21 protein-coding genes are annotated in these 20914 nt (G+C 33.7%); 8 read left to right on the top strand and 13 right to left on the bottom strand.

Features of this window, described 5'->3' with window-relative positions:
* The first annotated feature begins 134 nt into the window (after positions 1–134).
* Complete coding sequence (locus tag ABTV69_RS14285; protein ID WP_433829841.1) at positions 135–1451, top strand: T9SS type A sorting domain-containing protein; 1317 nt, start codon at positions 135–137, stop codon at positions 1449–1451.
* A gap of 80 nt (positions 1452–1531) precedes the next feature.
* Here ABTV69_RS14285 and argH read toward each other — a convergent pair whose 3' ends face one another.
* The 10 genes from argH to ABTV69_RS14235 form a co-directional block, all read right to left on the bottom strand.
* On the bottom strand, positions 1532–2812 hold the full coding sequence (argH, locus tag ABTV69_RS14280; protein WP_433829839.1) for an argininosuccinate lyase: 1281 nt from the start codon (positions 2810–2812) through the stop codon (positions 1532–1534).
* Positions 2813–2874: 62 nt separating this feature from the next.
* Positions 2875–3945: a M20 family metallo-hydrolase gene (locus ABTV69_RS14275; RefSeq protein WP_433829837.1), complete on the bottom strand. Its 1071-nt coding sequence runs from the start codon at positions 3943–3945 to the stop codon at positions 2875–2877.
* A 257-nt stretch (positions 3946–4202) separates the two neighbouring features.
* A complete protein-coding gene (gene argB, locus ABTV69_RS14270; RefSeq protein WP_433829835.1) occupies positions 4203–4976 on the bottom strand; it encodes an acetylglutamate kinase in 774 nt (257 codons plus the stop codon).
* Positions 4977–5067: 91 nt separating this feature from the next.
* Positions 5068–6021, bottom strand: a complete 954-nt coding sequence (locus tag ABTV69_RS14265) for an N-acetylornithine carbamoyltransferase (protein ID WP_433829833.1) — start codon at positions 6019–6021, stop codon at positions 5068–5070.
* A gap of 140 nt (positions 6022–6161) precedes the next feature.
* On the bottom strand, positions 6162–6923 hold the full coding sequence (gene proB, locus ABTV69_RS14260) for a glutamate 5-kinase (RefSeq protein ID WP_433829831.1): 762 nt from the start codon (positions 6921–6923) through the stop codon (positions 6162–6164).
* A gap of 85 nt (positions 6924–7008) precedes the next feature.
* Positions 7009–8202: a glutamate-5-semialdehyde dehydrogenase gene (locus tag ABTV69_RS14255; RefSeq protein WP_433829829.1), complete on the bottom strand. Its 1194-nt coding sequence runs from the start codon at positions 8200–8202 to the stop codon at positions 7009–7011.
* An 86-nt stretch (positions 8203–8288) separates the two neighbouring features.
* On the bottom strand, positions 8289–9428 hold the full coding sequence (locus ABTV69_RS14250) for an aspartate aminotransferase family protein (RefSeq protein ID WP_433829827.1): 1140 nt from the start codon (positions 9426–9428) through the stop codon (positions 8289–8291).
* A gap of 178 nt (positions 9429–9606) precedes the next feature.
* Complete coding sequence (gene argC, locus ABTV69_RS14245) at positions 9607–10584, bottom strand: N-acetyl-gamma-glutamyl-phosphate reductase (protein WP_433829825.1); 978 nt, start codon at positions 10582–10584, stop codon at positions 9607–9609.
* Complete coding sequence (locus ABTV69_RS14240) at positions 10577–11770, bottom strand: argininosuccinate synthase (RefSeq protein WP_433829823.1); 1194 nt, start codon at positions 11768–11770, stop codon at positions 10577–10579. The genes argC and ABTV69_RS14240 overlap by 8 nt, the downstream gene beginning before the upstream one ends.
* Before the next feature lie 64 nt (positions 11771–11834).
* Positions 11835–12470, bottom strand: a complete 636-nt coding sequence (locus ABTV69_RS14235; protein WP_433829821.1) for a GNAT family N-acetyltransferase — start codon at positions 12468–12470, stop codon at positions 11835–11837.
* Positions 12471–12671: 201 nt separating this feature from the next.
* On the opposite strand from ABTV69_RS14235, the gene ABTV69_RS14230 reads away from it, so the two are divergent.
* Positions 12672–12935: a hypothetical protein gene (locus ABTV69_RS14230; protein ID WP_433829819.1), complete on the top strand. Its 264-nt coding sequence runs from the start codon at positions 12672–12674 to the stop codon at positions 12933–12935.
* Positions 12936–12938: 3 nt separating this feature from the next.
* Here ABTV69_RS14230 and ABTV69_RS14225 read toward each other — a convergent pair whose 3' ends face one another.
* Complete coding sequence (locus ABTV69_RS14225; protein WP_433829817.1) at positions 12939–15203, bottom strand: M1 family metallopeptidase; 2265 nt, start codon at positions 15201–15203, stop codon at positions 12939–12941.
* A gap of 186 nt (positions 15204–15389) precedes the next feature.
* On the opposite strand from ABTV69_RS14225, the gene ABTV69_RS14220 reads away from it, so the two are divergent.
* The 3 genes from ABTV69_RS14220 to ABTV69_RS14210 all read left to right on the top strand — a co-directional run bounded on the left by ABTV69_RS14220 (position 15390) and on the right by ABTV69_RS14210 (position 17465).
* Positions 15390–16241: an aldose 1-epimerase family protein gene (locus ABTV69_RS14220; protein ID WP_433829815.1), complete on the top strand. Its 852-nt coding sequence runs from the start codon at positions 15390–15392 to the stop codon at positions 16239–16241.
* Positions 16242–16249: 8 nt separating this feature from the next.
* On the top strand, positions 16250–16798 hold the full coding sequence (locus ABTV69_RS14215; protein WP_433829813.1) for a GNAT family N-acetyltransferase: 549 nt from the start codon (positions 16250–16252) through the stop codon (positions 16796–16798).
* Positions 16799–16910: 112 nt separating this feature from the next.
* Complete coding sequence (locus ABTV69_RS14210; protein WP_433829811.1) at positions 16911–17465, top strand: DUF3575 domain-containing protein; 555 nt, start codon at positions 16911–16913, stop codon at positions 17463–17465.
* A gap of 4 nt (positions 17466–17469) precedes the next feature.
* Here ABTV69_RS14210 and ABTV69_RS14205 read toward each other — a convergent pair whose 3' ends face one another.
* Together ABTV69_RS14205 and ABTV69_RS14200 are read right to left on the bottom strand one after the other, a co-directional pair.
* Positions 17470–17694: a VF530 family DNA-binding protein gene (locus tag ABTV69_RS14205; RefSeq protein WP_433836712.1), complete on the bottom strand. Its 225-nt coding sequence runs from the start codon at positions 17692–17694 to the stop codon at positions 17470–17472.
* Positions 17695–17800: 106 nt separating this feature from the next.
* A complete protein-coding gene (locus tag ABTV69_RS14200; RefSeq protein ID WP_433829809.1) occupies positions 17801–18439 on the bottom strand; it encodes a hypothetical protein in 639 nt (212 codons plus the stop codon).
* 140 nt (positions 18440–18579) lie between these two features.
* Between ABTV69_RS14200 and smpB the strand changes: the two genes are divergently transcribed.
* From smpB to ABTV69_RS14185, 3 genes are all read left to right on the top strand, one after another.
* Entirely contained in the window at positions 18580–19035 is a 456-nt protein-coding gene (gene smpB / locus ABTV69_RS14195; RefSeq protein WP_095927676.1) for an SsrA-binding protein SmpB, read from the top strand.
* Between the two features lie 81 nt (positions 19036–19116).
* Positions 19117–19755, top strand: coding sequence for a hypothetical protein (locus ABTV69_RS14190; protein WP_433829807.1), 639 nt, complete (start codon positions 19117–19119; stop codon positions 19753–19755).
* 85 nt (positions 19756–19840) lie between these two features.
* Complete coding sequence (locus ABTV69_RS14185; RefSeq protein ID WP_433829805.1) at positions 19841–20890, top strand: Fic family protein; 1050 nt, start codon at positions 19841–19843, stop codon at positions 20888–20890.
* Positions 20891–20914: the final 24 nt, after the last annotated feature.

Raw genomic sequence — 20914 nt, 5'->3', positions numbered from 1 at the left:
CAACACTTATAACTCTTTAAATCAAAACTTTACAATTAAAAAACTGCCAAAATAATTTGAAATTATTTTTATTCTTTTACATTTGTGCAATCGATTACATTTACTATTTAAAACCACAAGAACCACACTTTAAAATGAAAACAAAACTTATTCTATTAGCATTCCTTTTGCCTTGCTCGTTTTTGTTTGCACAAAATTATTATATGAGTGCACCAGAAGGATTTGGAGCTGCAGCAACTGGAGGCGGAAACGCAACTCCCGTAACCGTTACTACCCTAGCCGAATTGACTGCTAAATTAAAATTGACTACTCCGCAAGTTATCTTAGTTTCTGGAACTATAAATTGCACCTATACAAGTTTACAGGTAAACGACAAAACCATTATTGGACTTCCTGGAGCGCGATTAGTTAATCTAGATCAAACCGCAGCAGGTTCGGGAATTTTAAGTTTAAAGCCAGCATCAAACAACATCATTATAAGAAATTTAATTTTTGAAGGTCCTGGAGCATACGATGTTGATGGACGCGACAATCTAACTTCTGAAGCAACAAACCTTTGGGTAGATCACTGTGAGTTTCAAGATGGAATGGACGGAAATTTTGACAATAAAGGCGCCGCAGACAACGTGACGGTTTCTTGGTGTAAATTTATATATCTAAAAGCTCCAAAAGCTGGAGGGTCTGGTGGTGCTGACGATCACCGCTTTTCTGATTTGGTTGGTTCTTCTAAAACTGATGCTCCTTCTGATGGTCATTACAGTATTACTTTCAAAAATTGCTATTGGGCTGAAGGCTGTCGAGAAAGAATGCCAAGAGCAAGAAATGCAGAATTGCATATTTTAAATTGCTATTATAATACTTCTGTTTCGGGTTCGCTAGCCATTGGTTTAGGTGGTGGAAGCAACAATACAACTTGTTATGTTGAAGGAACTGATTTTGCTAAAATTGGAACTCCTTTTAAAAATTATGTAAGCACCGATGGCGGAACTATTGGAATTGCTTTTAGCGATTGTTTAAATGCACCAGCAGATTCAGGAACCTCAGTAACAAAACCATCTTATACCTATAGTGTGCTGCCAATTGGCAATGTTGCAGGCTTCGTGTCGAATGCAACTTGCGGTGCTGGAGCAACACTTCAGGTAACTGCTCAAGGTGTTGTCTCAACAAGCTGTAACAATTTAGGTTTAAATGATAATGTGAATAATCTCGAATTGAAATATTATCCATCAGTAATCAATCGTCTTTTGAATATCGATTTTTCAAGTTCAGACAATGGTTTAGCAGAAGTTGATTTATATTCTTCAAATGGAGCAAAAGTATATTCACATACCAAAAACATTGCTCCTGATGAAAAATTACAATTGAATATCGGAAATCTTTCAAAAGGCATTTATATCTGTAAAGTTCAGATAGAAAATAAAAGCAAGACATTTAAATTGGTTAAAAACTAAATTTTACTTCATAAAAAAAGGTCATTGAAATCAATGACCTTTTACTTTTTACAGCTTACTTTTTACATTTTACAAAAAAACTAAAAAGCTACTTTCATTTTATCTTTTATCGCATCAATGCATAAATTATTGATACTTCCTTCGTGCGTGTGTTTTGTTTCTTTTGGAGATTTATATGTTCCTGCTTCCAATTGTTCTGCAACAGCTTTATAAGCATCTCTAAAAGGCATTCCTGCAACCACCATTTCATTTAAAGTATCTACTGTAAACAAATAATCGTATTTTTTATCTTCTAAAATATGATCTTTTACTGTGATGTCTTTAATTGAGAAAATTGCAATATCCAAACAAGCTTTCAGATTTTGGATTGCTGGAAACAATCCTTCTTTTAAAAGCTGTAAATCTCTATGATAACCGCTTGGAAGATTATTGGTGATTAAAGTGATTTCGTAAGGAAGTGCCTGAATCTTATTGCATTTTCCTCTAATTAATTCGAAAACATCTGGATTTTTCTTATGAGGCATAATGCTTGAACCTGTTGTAAGATGCGCTGGAAGTCCGATAAAATCGAAGTTCTGGCTCATATACAAACAAACGTCCATTGCAAATTTTGATAATGTTCCTGCAACGCTTGTCATAGCAAAAGCAACTGTTTTTTCTGCTTTTCCACGGCTCATTTGCGCTGCAACGGCATTGTATTTCAAAGTTTCGAAACCTAATTCCTGAGTGGTAAAAGTTCTGTTGATTGGGAATGAACTTCCGTAACCCGCAGCAGACCCTAACGGATTCTGGTCTACAATTTTTGAAGCAGCGTTCAACATTGTAATATCATCAATCAGACTTTCAGCATAAGCCGAAAACCACATTCCGAAAGAAGATGGCATTGCAATTTGCAAATGCGTATAACCTGGCAATAATACATTTTGATGTTTTTCTGCTGATTCCATCAACAAATCAAAAAGTGTTTTTACCTGCTCTTTTATCGCTTTTAATTCATCTTTTAAATACAAATGAACGTCTACTAAAACCTGATCGTTACGAGAACGTGCGGTATGGATTTTCTTTCCTGCATCGCCAAGTTTCTCTGTCAGCAAATATTCGATTTTAGAGTGAACATCCTCAAAACTGTCTTCTATTTCGAAATTTCCTACTACGATATCCGCAATGATTTCGTTTAAAGCATCAACTAAAGAAGTGGTTTCTTCCTCAGTCAACAAACCAATCTGACCCAGCATTTTGGCGTGCGCAATTGAACCTAAAGCATCATATTTTGCTAAAACTAAATCCAACTCGCGATCGTTTCCAACTGTAAATTGCTCGATTTGTTTATCTGTTGGTATTCCTTTTTCCCAAAGTTTCATATGGTAATATTTTTAACAAACCCGACAGGTTTTAAAAACCTGTCGGGTTTAATTTCGTTTAATTATAATTTGAAAAAGCCTGTTAGTATTTTAATATACAAATCGACTCCTTCTACAATTTCGTTTACAAAAATAAATTCGTCTGCTGAATGTGAACGCAATGTTTCTCCTGGCCCCAATTTTAAAGACTGACAGCTTAAAACTGATTGATCTGAAAGTGTTGGAGACCCATACGTTGTTCTTCCTAAAGCAATTCCTGCTTGCACCAAACCATGTTCAACTGGAATAGACGAAGCATTTAAATGCATTGATCTTGGTGTAACTTCAGCATTTACATTCGCTTTTACTACTTCTAAAATTTCAGCATTTGTATAACAATCTGTTACACGAATATCAACAACTAAATCACATTCTGACGGAACCACATTATGTTGTTTTCCAGCATTGATTTGCGTTACGGTCATTTTTACAGGACCTAAAACATCTGAAATTTTATCGAATTTATAGTTTTTAAACCATTCCATTACCGGAATTGATTTGTATAAAGCATTATCATCGTTTTGGTGTGCAGCGTGGCTTGCTGTTCCTTTTACTTTTACATCTAAAACTAAAAGACCTTTTTCCGCAATCGCTAATTGCATTAAAGTCGGTTCACCCACAATCGCACAATCTAATTCTGGCAAGTGTTTTAAAACGCTGTTCAAACCATTTTTTCCGCTGCTTTCTTCTTCTGCCGAAGCAACGATCACAATATTATGTGATAAGTTTTGGTTTTCGTAAAAGTGAACAAATGTCGCTAATAAAGAAACCAAACATCCTCCAGCATCATTACTTCCTAAACCAAATAATTTGCCATCTTTTTCAATTGCTTTAAACGGATCATTGGTATAAGCCTGATTAGGTCTTACAGTATCGTGATGTGAGTTTAATAAAAGTGTTGGTTTCTTTTCGTCGAAATATTTATTGAAAGCCCACACATTGTTATTTTCTCTCTTGAATGGAATTTCATTCTGATTGAACCAATTTTCTATTAAAAGAGCTGTTTGATCTTCTTCGCTTGAAAATGAAGGGGTCTCGATCAGGCTTTTTAATAAACTAATTGCTTCCTGGGTAAGCGTATCTATATTTTTCATTTTAATAAGGTTCAAAGGCTCAAAGGGACAAAGCAACAAAGTTTTTGAGCTTTCCTATGACCATTTTTACTTGCGCAAATTTATTTAAAATACCTTGTGCGCTCTATTTTTTTGTCACTAATTACACGACTTTTTGTAAATTGTTTTTTTGTCTCAGATATAAAATCAAAATAACTTTTTAATGTACAGCTAAGAATTATTTTCTCTCTTAACAGAAAAAATTAGCGTCAATTTTTTGTAATTCGTGACAGCAACTTTTATAATGTAATCGTTGTATGCGGAACATCTGCATTTTGAAGCATTCTGTGATGCCCAATTTTGATTTTCTGCACACCTCTTGATAAACTATTGAAACAGTTATCCAATTTTGGAATCATTCCAGAATGGATTACTTTTTCTTCTTTTAGTTTATTGTACAACACTTCGTTAATTTCTGTAATTACAGATGAATCATCTTCTGAATCCATCAAAACACCTTGCTTTTCAAAACAATAAGTCAGCGTAACATCAAAAACTTCAGACAATGCAATTGACAATTCGCTTGCAATAGTATCGGCATTTGTGTTTAATAATTGTCCGTTTTTATCGTGCGTAATCGCACAGAAAACAGGAACGATCCCAGCTTCTAATAAAGTTGCTAATAATTTAGTGTTTACTTGCTTTACATCACCTACAAATCCGTAATCGATCGTTGGGTGATTTCTTTTTGTGGATTGAATTAAATTCCCGTCAGCACCAGAAAAACCAACTGCATTATTGTCTTTTGCCTGCAATTGCGCCACAATATGTTTGTTGATCTGCCCAGCGTAAATCATTACCACAACATCCAACATTGGAGCATCTGTAATTCGACGTCCGTCAATCATTTGCGGAACTAATCCAATACTCTGCGCCATTTTCGTAGCCGATTTTCCACCGCCGTGAACTAAAACTTTATATCCCTCAATTTTAGAAAAATCAGTTAAAAATTGTTCTAATTCTGCTGGATTGTCAATGATGTTTCCACCAATTTTTATAACAGTAACCTTCATAAGGTGCTAAGTTGCTAAGATTCTAAGCTGCTAAGTTTTTTAGATTCTGAAATACTTAGCAGCTTAGCAACTCAGAATCTTAGAAGCTTTTTTATAATTTCTTCAAAATCTTCTGCAACACTAATTGTGCAGAATACGTTCTATTGTTTGCTTGCTCGATTACGATTGAATTTTCTCCGTCCAAAACTTCATCCGTTACAATTACGTTACGACGAACTGGTAGACAGTGCATGAATTTTCCGTTGTTGGTTAAAGCCATTTTTTCAGCAGTAACGGTCCAATTTGGATCACTGTTGGTTACTTTTCCGTAATCATTGAAATTACTCCAGTTTTTAACGTAAACAAAATCAGCATTTTCGAAAGCTTTATCTTGATCATACTCGATTTTACAGTCTTTTGTAATTTCTGGACTAAGTTCATAACCTTCTGGGTGTGTGATTACAAAATCCATATCTTTTTGCATTTGCATCATTTCTACAAATGAATTAGCAACTGCTTGTGGTAAAGCTTTTGGATGCGGCGCCCAAGAAAGCACTACTTTTTGTTTGTTTTTGTGTCTTGGTTTGAATTCTTCCATCGTAATCGCATCTGCTAGTGACTGCAATGGGTGACGTATAGCACTTTCCATGTTTACAATTGGCACGGTAGCATATTTCAAAAATCCTGAAATTACTGTCTCAGCATAATCTTTTTCTTTATCCACCAAACCTGCGAAAGCACGGATTGCAATGATATCACAATATTGAGAAACTACTTCTGCTGCTTCTTTAATATGTTCTGAAGCTCCAGAATTCATTACTGCTCCGTCTTCAAATTCCAATGTCCACCCTTCGTTGGTAAAATTCATTACCATAACGTTCATTCCTAAGTTCATAGCTGCTTTTTGAGTACTCAAACGCGTTCTTAAACTTGGGTTGAAGAATAGCATTCCTAAAGTTTTGTTTTTCCCTAAACTTTGATTTTTAAGCGGATTCTTTTTTATTTTTATCGCTTGGTTTACCCATTTTGATAATGAGTTGATTTCTTTTATTGAGATATAGTTCATGTCTTTCTTTTTTGTTTAATCGGTTAATCGTTAATTTGTTTAATCGGATTGCCAAACAAATCAAACTTTTATGCTTTTATTAAAAATAGTTCTGAATTGTTCTCTGTCTTAATCGATTAAACGATTAAACAAATAAACAATTAAACAATCTTGGTAAATGGAATTTCGTCTTTCAGCGCCCGCAGAATAAAATTATCATTTAATCCGTTCACGATCCAGGTTTCAATTTTCGCTGCTTTTGCAATTCCAGCCGCTTCGATTTTGGATTGCATTCCTCCTGTTCCATGTGATGATTTTGAATCTCCGATTTCTTTTTCGAGCGATTTTAAATCATTTACCAATTTTATCGTTTCCGGAACTTCATTTTGAAAGGTCTCTTTCGTATAAATTCCGTTTGTATTGGTTGCAATTATCAGAATATCAACATTTAGCAACACTGCCGTTAAAGCTGCTAATTTGTCATTATCTCCAAACCGAATCTCATCTGTCGCCACGGTATCATTTTCATTGATAATCGGAATGTAATTGTTTTTAACCAATACATTAATCGTATTTACAATGTTCTTTTTGGTCTGCTCTTTTTCAAAATCAGAATAAGAAAGCAAACACTGCGAAGTATTTAATCCTAAATCCTTAAAATTCTCATTGTAAATCCGCATTAAATGAGGCTGTCCGATAGAAGCTAAAGCCTGTTTTACAAAAACGTCTTTATCTTGATTATCCAGTTTTACAAATTGCTTTGCAGCTGCAATTGCTCCTGAACTGACAATGATAAATTCGTATTTGTCGTTTAAAGCTGCAATCTGAATCCCAAGATCCTCAATCTTTCCCCGCGAAATATGATTGGTTTCTTTGGTTAAAGTATTACTTCCTATTTTTAATAAAATCCGTTTTTTAGTCATTTTCTAAGATGCTAAGATTCTGAGATACTAAGATTCTAAGTCTTTTTTCTCAAAATGAAAATTTTCTAATTATCTAATTGACACATTATCTAATTTGTCCCTCTCCGTAAACATACCATTTATTGGTTACCAAATGCTGTAAACCAATTGGTCCTCTTTGATGCAGTTTATCAGTACTAATTGCTAATTCTCCACCAAGTCCGAATTGTCCGCCATCTGTGAATCTAGTTGATGCATTTTGGTAAACCGCTGCTGCGTCTATGGATTCCATAAACTGTTGTGCAACTTCATTATCTCTTGTAATAATCGCTGCAGAATGTCCTCCGCAGTATTTATTAATCATATCAATGGCGTGATCCTGAGAATCGATGGTTCCGATTACGATTTTATAATCTAGGAACTCTTCGTACCAAATATCTTCGTTTTGAATTGTTTTCGTATTTTCGAAATTCTCTAACGATTTATCAACAATTACTTCCACTTTAGATTCGATTAAAGCTTCAATTAACATCGCGGTAAACCCTTCAAAATTTGGAAGTTTCGAACTGATCAAAACTTTATCTAAAGCATTACAAGCCGAAATTTTAGCCGTTTTAGCATTTAAAATTACTTTTAAAGCCAAATCAGTGTCAGCATCTTCATGAACGTAAACAAAATTATTGCCGCGTCCACTTACGATTACCGGACAAGTCGCGTGTGCTTTTACAAACTCAATTAATTTTTCTCCTCCTCTCGGAACAATTAAATCTACTTTTTGAGTTGGTTTTTCTAAAAATGCCTGAGTTTCGGTTCTGTTATAATTCAGATATTCGACCCAATCTTTTGAAACTCCATTCTCTTCTAAGGCTTTATGCCAAAGGCTTACAATCTTTAAGTTTGATTTTAGAGATTCTTTTCCGCCTTTTAATAAAATCTTACTTCCTGATTTGAAAGCGATTCCGCCAGCTTCGATTGTAACATCTGGACGAGATTCGTAAATAATCAAAATGGTTCCGAAAGCTGCGGTTTTATTCACCACTTTAATTCCATTATCATGAGTAAAATGAAAACGCTCAATGCCGATGGGGTCTTCCTGTGAAGCTAACTGATTCAATGACAAAATCATTTCATCGACTTTTTTATCATCTACTTTCAGGCGTTCTTCCATCGCTAAATCCGAACCGTCGTAATCGCTAAGATCTTCCTGATTGGTCAAAATGATCTGATTCCGCTCTTGTTCGACCAGCTTTGCCATAGTCCGCAAAACCGCATTGCGTTTTTCAATTGATAATGGTTTCATTCTTTTGGGTTTAATTGGTTAATCGTTAATTCGTTTAATCGATTAACCAGTTAAACGATTAAACGAATTAACAGTTATAGGCAAACTTAGTTTTTAAGTTCTTCTAAACTTTCTTTCAACGCTTTTACAAACGTATCGATATCCGCTTTTTTCACAGTTAAAGGCGGTAAAATTCTTAATAGATTTTTATTGTTCGCGCTTCCTGTAAAAATGTGTTTTTCAATAATTAATTTCTTTCTTAAAGCCGCTACATCAAAATCAAACTCTACTCCAAGCATCAAGCCTTTTCCTTTTACTTGTTTGATTCCTTCCACTTCTTTGATTTTTTCTAAAAAATATTCGTAAACTTCATTTACATTCTTTTGTAAATCAAGCTTTTCAATTACATCTAAAACTGCAATTCCTGCTGCACAAGACAAGTGGCTTCCGCCGAAAGTAGTTCCTAATAATCCGAAACTTGCTTCGAATTTTGGAGAAATCAAAATTGCTCCAACTGGAAAACCATTCCCCATTCCTTTTGCAACTGAAATAATATCAGCATTGATTCCGTGGTGTTGGAAAGCGAAGAATTTCCCGCTTCTTCCGTATCCTGACTGTACCTCGTCTAAGATTAAAACAACATCGTGTTTTTTACATGCTTTTTCTAAAGCTTGGAAAAACTCTGTTGTTCCTTGGTCTAAACCTCCAACTCCTTGAATTCCTTCAATAATTACAGCTGTAACATCACCTTTTACTAATTCAGCTTCAACCAATTCGATTTGGTTTAAAGGTAAAAATGTTACTTCTTGCTGAGCGTTTATTGGCGCAACAATCTTTTTATTATCAGTAACGGCAACTGCTGCAGAAGTTCTTCCGTGGAAAGAATTATGAAAAGCCACAACTCTTGATTTTCCGTTGTGGAAAGAAGCTAATTTCAAAGCATTTTCGTTTGCTTCAGCTCCAGAACTGCATAAAAACAATTCATAATCTTCTAAACCTGAAAGCTTTCCTAATTTCTGTGCCAATTCAACCTGCAAAGGATTCTGAATTGCATTCGAATAAAAACCTAAATGATCGATTTGATTTTTAAGTTTTGCTACATAATCCGGTTGCGTGTGTCCGATAGAAATCACACCATGTCCGCTGTATAAATCTAAATATTCTACTCCTTTGTCATCGATGATTTTGCAATCAATTGCTTTTACTGGAGTAATGTCGTATAATGGGTAAACGTTGAATAAGTTCATTTTGTTTTGTTTATTTTGTTTCAGGTTTGCTTCGCCTATTCGGCTTTCAGCCTCGGGTCATGTTTCAAGTTATCTGCAGAACGTGCAACTTGAAACTTTAAACTTGAAACTAGTTATGTTTCTTTTTCATATTTCAGATTAACGTGAAACCTGAAACTTTAAACTTGAAACTAAAAAATTAAAATCCGCTTGGTTTCAAATGTAAACCTGTGGTTTCTTCTAATCCGAACATTAAATTCATGTTTTGAATCGCTTGTCCTGAAGCACCTTTGGTTAAATTATCTATAATCGATGTTATGAGAACCCGGTTTCCTTTTTTCAATAAACTAATGATACATTTGTTCGTTTGAACCACTTGTTTCATGTTGATGTTGGTAGTTGTTACCGTTACAAAAGGCTCATTTTTATAAAACTCTTCGTATTTTTCAACTAATTGCTCCAAACTATCATCGCATAATGTGTAAAGCGTCGCAAAAATTCCTCTTGGAAAATCTCCTCTGTTCGGAATAAAAAGCAATTCGCTGTCAAAATCATCTTGCAATTGCACCAAACTTTCTGAAATTTCACCTAAATGCTGGTGTTCAAAAGCTTTATAATGCGACATATTATTGTTTCTCCAACTGAAATGAGAAGTTTCTGAAAGACTTACTCCTGCTCCCGTACTTCCTGTTGTCGCATTAATATGAACATCGTTATTCAACAAATTGTGTTCTGCTAAAGGCAATAAAGCCAACTGAATAGCCGTTGCAAAACAACCTGGATTGGCAATATAATTTGCTTTTTTAATTTCTGCTTTATTGATTTCAGGCAATCCGTAAACGAAATCTTTTCCTTCGAAATGCGCAGCTGCATTCAATCTGAAATCGTTTCCTAAATCAATGATTTTAGTATGACTTGCAAACTGATTTTCTTTCAAAAATGAAATCGATTTTCCGTGACCTAAACACAAGAAAACAACATTCACATTCGGATTGATTTCAGCTGTGAAATTCATTTCAATATCGCCCATCAAATCATGGTGCGCTACAGAAAGTGGTTTCCCGGCATTAGTTGTACTGTAAACAAAATCGATGTTTACTTTTGGATGATACATTAAAATTCTGATGAGTTCTCCAGCTGTGTAGCCAGAACCACCAATAATTCCGACATTAATCATGATCTAATTTGTTTACAGATGAGAAAATATTTTGAGCATTTCCTAAAATCTTAATAAATCCTTTTGCATCTTCAGATGTCCAAGCATTGTTCATTTCGCCGTACTGACCGAAACCAGTATTCATCAAATCATTTTCAGATTCGATTCCGTCAAGTGAGAAATGATATGGTTTTAATGAAACAGTTACTGTTCCATTTACTGTTTTTTGAGTGTCTTGCAAAAAAGTTTCGATGTTTCTCATTACAGGATCTAAAAACTGACCTTCGTGAAATAACATTCCGTACCAGTTTCCTAATTGCTCTTTCCAATATTGTTGCCATTTACCAAGAGTGTGTTTCTCTAATAAATGGTGCGCTTTGATGATGATTAACGGAGCAGCAGCTTCAAAACCAACTCTACCTTTAATTCCGATAATCGTATCTCCAACGTGAATATCTCTACCAATTGCATAAGCGTTTGCTAATTTTTCAAGCGCTACAATATTGTTTGATGGTTTGTCCGTTTTTCCGTTTAAACCAACTAACTCTCCTTGCTCGAAATGAAGCGTTACTTTTTCTTCACCTTCTTTTTGCAATTGAGAAGGGTAAGCTTCACTTGGCAATGGTTGTCCTGAAGTTAGAGTTTCTTTTCCTCCAACACTTGTACCCCAAAGTCCTTTATTGATAGAATATTGTGCTTTTTCCCAAGAATAGTGAACTCCATTTTGAGATAAGTAATCAACTTCTTCTTGTCTTGACAATTTTAAATCTCTAATTGGTGTAATGATTTCGATTTCCGGAGCAATAGTTTGGAAAATCAAATCAAAACGAATTTGGTCATTTCCTGCACCTGTACTTCCGTGTGCAATGGCGCTTGCCCCTACTTTTTTAGCATATTTAATTGCTTCAATAGCTTGAAAAACACGCTCTGCACTTACTGATAACGGATAGGTATTATTTTTCAATACATTTCCGAAAATCAAATATTTAATAGCTTTATCATAATATTTGTCTACGATTGTTAGGTTTGCGTGTTGTGCACTTCCTAACTCGTAAGCTCTTTTTTCAATAGCTGATAATTCTTCAGCAGAAAATCCTCCTGTGTCAACAAGAACCGTGTGAACTTCGTATCCTTTTTCATTTTTTAAATATTTCAAACAATACGAGGTATCTAATCCTCCGCTATAAGCTAATACTACTTTTTTCATTTTTTATAATTTAGGCTAATACTTTCGTATGTAGCAGTTTGAGATTTTTTCTAATTAATTTGACTTAAACAAATAATGACAAAATTTTATTTAAGAATAATGCCTGTTTGATTTTTTTAAGTCTGTTTAAAACAGCCTCGTTAAAAGGATGTCTTGGTGGTGTTTTTTGTTTTTCTTTTGGGTCGTATAACATTCCTGTACAAAGGCACATTTTGTTTTCTTTGCTTTGAAGGATATGGTAATTTGTACATGTTTTACAACCAGCCCAAAAACTTGGATCTGTTGTAAGTTCTGAGAAAGGAACTGGTTTATAACCTAATTCAGAGTTAATTTTCATAACCGCCAAACCAGTTGTAATACCAAATATTTTAGCATCTGGAAATCTCTTCAAAGAATAATCAAAAACTTTCGCTTTGATCTTTTTCGCCAAACCGTGACTTCTATAATCAGGATGAACAATTAATCCAGAATGAGCAACGAATTTTCCGTGCTGCCAGCTTTCTATATAGCAAAAACCTGCAAATTTTCCGTCTGCCAAAGCAATCATCGCATCACCATTTGCCATTTTTTTCTGAATGTACTCAGGAGTTCTTTTAGCAATCCCCGTGCCTCTTAATAAGGCAGATGATTCTATCGTATCGCAGATTTCCTGCGCATACTTAAAATGTTCTTCTTGAGTTACAACAATAGAGATCTTCATTTCAATTATTGAAGTTAGAGTTAAAAATTAAAGCATATTGATTCGTTTGAAATCCAGAATTGAATCCAATAAAATTAAGCATAAAAGAAGTAACATTCTCAAAATCAAAACATTGATTAAGAAAATTTACAAAAAAATAAATAGTTTTAGGATATGTTTGTCCAATGGACAAATTATGTGATTTCAAAATGAAAAATGGATATGAATAAATATACGGCTATAAAACTCAGTGAACACTATAGAGATAGTGTCCGTACTTCGGGAGAAGTAATCGGTGAGTTTGTCCGTGACAAAGAAGTTATATGTAAACTTATTTTATTCATCGGTGCAAAAGTACATTATTTTTTTATTTACAAAACAAAAAATGAAAATTCTAACATTTTTTTTACGTTTTGTGAATATACTCAAAAACAAAACCCGATAATTATTTCTAATTATCGGGTTCTAAATACTTTATATTTCTAAAATTTACTTTTTCGTAAACGGAATTACTTGTCCATTTCCTGTAAGTATTAAATCGAAACCATTTTTGGCTTCATTAAATTTAAGTTTTAAACCAGCTCTATGCGATTCAAATGTATCTTTTTCGTTTGCAACAGGCTCTAATGCAAATTTTGGATAGTTTGGAAGTTCTGCGTTTAAAGTACTATTTTTCTCTGTCAACTCGATTGTCAAAGGAGATTTTGAAGTAATATAACTTCCTACAAATGGATCTAAAATAAGATCTTTTTCAATTTTACCTTTTCCCGCTGTCCAAACATTATTAGACGTATTATTGTCTGGAAAAGCATTATCTGGATCCAAAGTAATGCTTTCAATTTCTTCTGTTGAATTGTGTTTGAAAGACCAAGAATTATTTCTCTGCCAGATTTCTACTGGTAAATTTACTCTTGTTACTTTTCCGCTTTTTGTTTTTACATCTAAAACAATCGGCATTGGCATTTTATCAAAATTCTCAACAGTAATTACTGCACCCTTAGCAGGATCGTTTTTTACATATTTTACTGAATTAACACCTTGATCAAAACGCCAGTTGTTTACGTACCAGCTTCTCCAAAACCAGCTTAAATCTTCTCCAGCCACATTTTCCATAGATCTAAAGAAATCGTCTGGTTGTGGATGTTTGTATGCCCAACGCTGAATATAAGTTCTAAAAGCAGTATCAAAACGTTCTTTCCCTAAAATTTGTTCTCTTAAAATCACCAAACCTGCGCTAGGTTTAAAGTAGCATAACATACCAATATTAGCTTCCTTCATATTATCTGGAGAACTCATGATTGTTTCTAAGTCAAGTCTTGTAAACGGTTCTGCCATTTCATGCAAATTTGTAGGCTCTTCTTTGTATTCTCCATTGTTAAATGCAGCCGTACTTAGAGAATTAATGAAAGTATTAAATCCTTCATCCATCCAAGCAAATAATCTTTCGTTTGAACCTACAATCATTGGGAACCAAATGTGTCCAAACTCATGATCTGTAACTCCCCAAAGATCTTGCCCTTTAGATTTCCATCCGCAGAAAACAATTCCAGGATATTCCATTCCACCTTCATTACCAGCAACGTTTGTAGCAGCTGGATAAGGATATTCGAACCATTGCTTAGAATAATGTTCTATTGATGCTTTTACATATTCTGTAGAACGTCCATAAGCCCCTTGTCCTGCGCTCTCAACTGGATAAGCAGACAATGCTAGAGATTTTTTACCGCTTGGAAGATTGATTTTAGCTCCATCTAAAATGAAAGCTGGAGATGATGCCCAAGAGAAATCACGTGCATTTTTGATTTTATAATGCCATGTTTTATCTGCACCAGCACTTGAAGCAGTGTTTGCTTCTTGCTCAGAACGAATTGTAACTGTTTTATCACTGTTTGCAGCTTCTTTATATTTTTTTAAATGATCTGCAGAAAATACTTCTTGACCATTAACCAACTCTCCAGAAGCTACTACAAAATGGTTTCCTGGAACAGTTAATTTTACATCGAAATCACCATATTCTAAGTAAAATTCAGACGCCCCCAAATAAGGAGCTGTATTCCAACCTCTCACGTCATCATACACACACATACGCGGATACCATTGCGCAATCGTAAAGATTTTTCCATTTTTAGTTTCTAAAACTCCCATTCTATCAGACCCCTCGAAAGGTGCGATAAAAGAAAATTCAATTTTAAGTTTTACAGAACCTCCTTTAGCAGCCAATTCCTGAGGAAGGAAAACTTGCATCCTTGTATCTGTAACAATATATTTTGCTTCAACCTCTGTTTTAGTTTTTCCGCCAGAAATAACTTTTACAGATTTAATCTTATTTCCGCCATCAAAAACTTGTCCTTGAGCTCCGTTACGGCTTCCTGTTAAAGGCACAACCGCATTTCCTCTTGAATCATCTTTAAATAAGTTCTGATCTAAATTCAGCCAAAGAAACCCTAATTTTTCAGGGCTATTATTAGTATACGTAATTTCATCTGTACCTATAATCTCATTAGTAGTTGCATTCAGTTTTGCAGTAATCTGGTAGTCGGCTCTGTTTTGCCAATATTCCACTCCTGGCTGACCGCTAGCAGTACGAGTTGGTGTACCATTTTTTGTGTAAAAATGCGGACCAAAGGCATCATGATAATTGTAATTGTTAACTGGATTTGCTGCTGTCGCTGACGGAGTTTGCTGCGCCCATACTGAAGAAATCCCAAAAAATAAAGCCGCGGTTAAAATGGCTTTTGCAGATTGCTTTTTCATATTTTTTAGCTGTTTATGTAGCAAATTAATGAAAAAAAAAGCTATTTGCAGAGAAATTTCAAAATATAAATTCAATTTTAGCAAAATTTTATTAATAAAATATTTTAAACTATTTTCTTAAAAAAACTTAATTTTAAAAAATATCTTTACATTTCTATAAAAGACATTCATTTTATATTCAACATCGTGATTACAACTATTTCAAATTCAACATTAAAAGCTTCAATCAAACATACTGGAGCTGAATTATTTTCTATAAAGGACAATCAAAACAACGAATATATTTGGGAAGGCAATCCAGATTTTTGGGGAAAACACTCTCCTGTTCTTTTTCCGATTGTAGGAACTTTAAAAAATAACACTTATACAATCAGAGGAAAAGAATACCATCTGCCACGTCATGGTTTTGCTCGCGATATGGAGTTTTCTTTGCTTGAAAAAACAGAAAATAAAGCTATTTTTTCTCTTAAATCTTCTGAAGAAACATTGCAGAAATATCCTTTCGATTTTGAATTACAGCTTATTTACACACTTAACGAAAGTGCATTAGAACTTGAATACAAAGTAGTCAATAACGGAAAAAAAGAAATGCCTTTTTCCATTGGCGCACATCCTGCAATTGCACTTCCAAACAATTTTGAGGATTACGCTTTTCAATTCGAAAAAGAAGAAAATTTAAAATATTATATTCTTGAAAATGATTTGATTTCATCTCAGACAAAAATTTTAGATACAAAAAACAATTTGGTTCCTTTAAATTATGCGTTATTTAAAAATGATGCTTTAATTTTTAAAACATTAGAATCAAAATCTTTGACTATCCTATATAACTCAAAACCGTATGTTAAAGTTGATTATCAAGATTTTCCAAGTTTAGGAATTTGGACAAAAGAAAATGCACCTTTTATCTGTATTGAGCCATGGCTTGGCTATTCTGACACCGATGAAAACACAGGCGATTTATATCAAAAAGAAGGGATTTTGACGTTAGACGAAAACAAAGATTTCAGTGCAAAATTCAGTATTACCATATTATAACAAACCAAATGTTAGACTTTAATTTCACTCCATTTCCTATTATAGAAACAGAACGTATACTTCTAGACAGACTTACACACAAAGACGTACAAGAAGTTTTCGAATTACGCTCGAATCCTGAAACCATGAAATTTATTCCGAGACCTTTAGTGAAAAATCATGAGGATGCTTTGGAACATATTAGAATGATTGATGAAAAAATTGAAAACAATACCGGAATAAACTGGGGAATTAGATTAAAAGGCAATCCTAAACTGCTAGGAATTATTGGCTATTACAGAATGCAACCCGAAAATTACCGAGCAGAAATTGGTTATATGCTTTCACCTGATCATCATGGAAAAGGAATTATTCCAGAAGCTGTAAACCGACTTATTAAATATGGTTTCGAAGATTTAAAACTTCACTCTATTGAAGCTGTAATTGATCCAGAAAATCATGCCTCTGAAAAAGTCTTACAAAAATGCGGATTTATTAAAGAAGCTCATTTAAAAGAATGTGATTTTTGGGAAGGAAAATTTCTTGACAAGGTAATCTATTCATTATTAGAAAAGTAAGATTTTCTTCTTGTTAAAAAAATCTTATAGACAATAGCTATGAAGCATTATACGTTATATTTGCGCTCGAAATCAGTTAAAAACAGCTGTTTTTGAACTTCAAAATATATTTATGAAAAAAATACCCGCCCTATTTGTTCTTTTGTGTTGTATACAATTACACAGTCAAACATTTGTAAAATTTAATGGAGCTACTGCACTGTTATTAGTTCCAAATATTGGAGTCGAAACCAGCATTGGAGAAAAAACTACTTTTAGTGTAGATGTAATGGCTTCTTTCTGGGAATCATTTAACGGAAACAGTCCAATGAAGTTTGTTACGGTTACTCCAGAAATTCGATACCATTTTAAAGAAAAATACAATGGCTTTTATGCAGGAGCACATATAGGAGCTGATAGATATAAATTACAAAAATGGAATTACTGGGACACTAACCACTACGAAGATGGTTTTGGTTACAGAATTGGAGCTACAGTTGGTTACAATCTGAAACTAAGCGATAAATTTCTACTTGACTTTTTCGTTGGCGGCGGATGGCACCAAGGTTTTTATCACGGAAAATATAATGATGGAACTCCAGGCAGATACGAAAAAGCAGTTCACTGGAACAAAAGTGGAGAATGGCTTCCGTATCGTGGAGGTGTTATGATTTCTTATAAATTATAAAAAATCAGCTTAATTTATGAAGCGTTTTAATATAAAGCTCTTCTACTTTTTTACGAGCCCAATCTGTTTTTCTTAGAAAAGTAAGACTCGATTTTACACTCGGATTTGAATTAAAGCATTTTACAGGAATTAATTCCCCTAAAGTATCAAAACCATAATAATCGACTAGCGTTTCGACAATTTTTTGAAGTGTAATTCCGTGTAACGGATCTTTAGATTGGTTTTGCATCATAATACTTTTTAAATAATATCAAAAGACCGTACTTTCTATAGCACGGTCTTTTTTTTGTAAAATTACTAAAATAGAATTTTACGTTAATCAAATAAAGAATAAATTAGAATACAAATTTAAATCCAACAGAAATTGGAGAAGTCAAGTTTGGATTACTTCCACCTAAAACACTAGTGTATAATGGCTCAACATTTGCCACATGAGCTAAACCAAAATTGGTAACCGTTGTTTTCTCTCCATTCTCTGGTTTTAGAGTTGTAGAAGTGAAATTTGCTAAATCATAAGAAAACTCAACAGAGAAATTCTTAGTAACAAAATAATCAAAACCACCAGACACAGATAAACCAACTTGATTTATTTTTAAGTCACTTTCTTTTTCTTTTCCTGTTATAACGGGAATTGCCGCTTGTCCGAAAAAGTATAAAGAACCCGCTACATTCCAATATTTTCTAACTAAAGGCTGAAAAACCATTAGATCTGTTTTTGCAGCAGTTCCTGCAGCTACTTCAGATTTAATATTAATATAACCAATTCCTGCTCCAACAGCAACAGATGGTGTAACAAACGTACCAACTATTGGCAATACAGATATATTTGTACCTTTAACATCTCCAGTTTTAGTCTGCTGATAACCGAATTGAGAAGTTGCAAACCAAGCCCCTTTTAGTCCTTGAGATGAATCTTGCGCTTTAACAGTTAACCCGATTAACACCATGCTCACTAATGTAAAAATCTTTTTCATATTATTTTGTCTTTTAAAATTACAAGGCAAACTTATGAGTAAGATTTTTCGGTAATACTGATTTAAATCATAGATTAAAAAAAAACTTTAATTATCTTCGACTCCCCATTTTGTTTCAATTTTGTCTTACATTTGCAATCATGATAAAATCAGTCAACATACTTAACAAAAGAGCTAGATTCGATTACGAAATAATCGATACTTATACTGCTGGAATTGTTTTGGCGGGAACAGAAATTAAATCTATACGTCTAGGAAAAGCAAATATTACAGAAAGCTTCTGTGAATTCAGTGGCATGGAACTTTTTGCTATTAATACTTATATTGAAGAATATTCTTTTGGAAACCAATTCAACCATAAATCAAGAAGCGAAAGAAAATTGCTTCTAAATAAAAAAGAATTAAAAACACTTCATAAAAGTGTCCAAGCAAAAGGACTTACGATTATTCCTTTAAAACTATTTACTAATGAAAAAGGACTAGCCAAACTGCAGATTGGTCTTTGTAAAGGAAAGAAGAATTATGACAAACGCGAATCTCTAAAAGAACAAGATACAAAACGCGACTTAGACCGCATCAAAAAAGCGTATAACTAAAAGAAAATTTAATTTTCTCATAATGATCCATTTATAATATTTTATCGTTATTTTTATTACAAAATAATTTAACTGTAAAATATGAAAAAGTACTTCGTTTTGTTTTTCGCTATTGCAGCGTTTTCAAGTTGTGGCAGTAATACTTCTATTGTAAACAGCTGGAGAGATCCTGATGTAACCATCACTCAGGAACAATTTAAAAAAGTTTTGGTTGTAGCTTTAGTCAAAGATGAAGCTTCGAGACGAATTACCGAAAACAGAATTGCAGCAAGCAGTCCTATATTTAAAACTTCGTATCAATACTTAAATGCAACCACACAATTAACACAAGAACAAAAACTAAAGGTTTTACAAGACGAAAATTTTGACGGAGTTGTAACCATGCGTTTAGTCAGCAAAGAAAAAGAAGTAAATTATGTTCCAGGAACTTATACTGGAATGTATTACGGCGGTTTTGACGGAATGTATACTGGAATGTATGGTTACGGTTTTGGAAATTGGTATGGAATGTATTCACCAAATTTCTACGATCCAGGATATTACCAAGAAACGACTTCTTACATGGTTGAAACCAATATTTTTTCATTAAAACAAAACAAATTAATTTGGACTGGAACAACAGAGTCGCAGTATGTTACCGATTTAGGGCAAACTGTAGACGCTATCATGCAAGCAGTGGTAAAAGAAATGAAAAAAGACGGTTCACTTCCTCCAAAATAAAATATCATAAAGCAGTATTCTACAATGCTGCTTTTCTTTTGTTTAAAAAATTGACTAATTTTGTCAAGACTAAATTTTTCATAAAATGAAATCACTTTTAAGAAATGCTAGAGACCAGAAAGGTATAAAAACTCGCGAGTTAGCACAGCTCGCAGGCATTGATCAAGCATTGATAAGCAAATTTGAATCTGGAGCTAGAAAACCAACAAAAGATCAAGTCATTAGATTATCTCAGCTTTTAGAGATTGATTATGAAACTTTGATGGTAGCTTGGCTTAAAGAGAAAATTCTTCACGAAATTGGTGATGATGAATTTGCTTTGAAGGCTTTGAAAGTTGCCGAAGATGAAATCAAATACAATAAAACAGTTTCACATCTTAAATTATCCACTTCATTAGAAAAAATTCTAAAAGAAATTGATTCTTTAAAAGAAAAATTAGATTCATATCGTCAGTTTGACAGCTTCAAAATTAAACAATCTCTCGAACTAGAATATACTTTTGAAAGCAATCGAATTGAAGGAAACACTATGACGCTTCGCGAAACAGATATGGTTATCAATGAAGGTTTGACAATTTCGGGAAAAAGTATGCGTGAACATCTTGAAGCTATTAACCACCAAGAAGCTATTGGTTTTATAAAAGAATTGATGAGCAAAAGTAACTCTTTAAACGAACGTGATCTTTTATCAATTCACAATTTAATTCTTCGTGGAATAATTCCTGAAGATGCCGGTCGTTACAGAAAAGTTCAAGTAATGATTCAAGGAAGTTCACACATGCCTCCACAACCTTTACTGATTCAACAGGAAATGGAAGAGTATTTCATTTGGTACGAAATCAATAAAAGTAAACTACATCCAGTTATTTTAGCCGCTGAAATGCATGAACGTTTAATCACAATTCATCCTTTTATTGATGGAAATGGGAGAACGTCAAGACTAATTATGAATTTAATTTTGATGCAAAAAGGCTATCCTATAGCAAATATTAAAGGAGATTATGAAAATCGAATGCAATATTATCAATCTTTAGAAATAGCTCAAACCAAAAAAGATAAAGAAGATTTTTTTCTTTACATCGCACAAAGAGAAAAAGAAAGTTTAGAAAGATACATCACAATTCTAACCCAGTAAAAAAGCCCGCATAAAACGGGCCTT

The organism is Flavobacterium anhuiense, from assembly GCF_050990855.1.
Classification (GTDB): Bacteria; Bacteroidota; Bacteroidia; order Flavobacteriales; family Flavobacteriaceae; genus Flavobacterium; species Flavobacterium anhuiense_C.
Note: the sequence above shows the minus strand (reverse complement) of the source record. Positions and strands in the feature narration are given on the sequence as shown.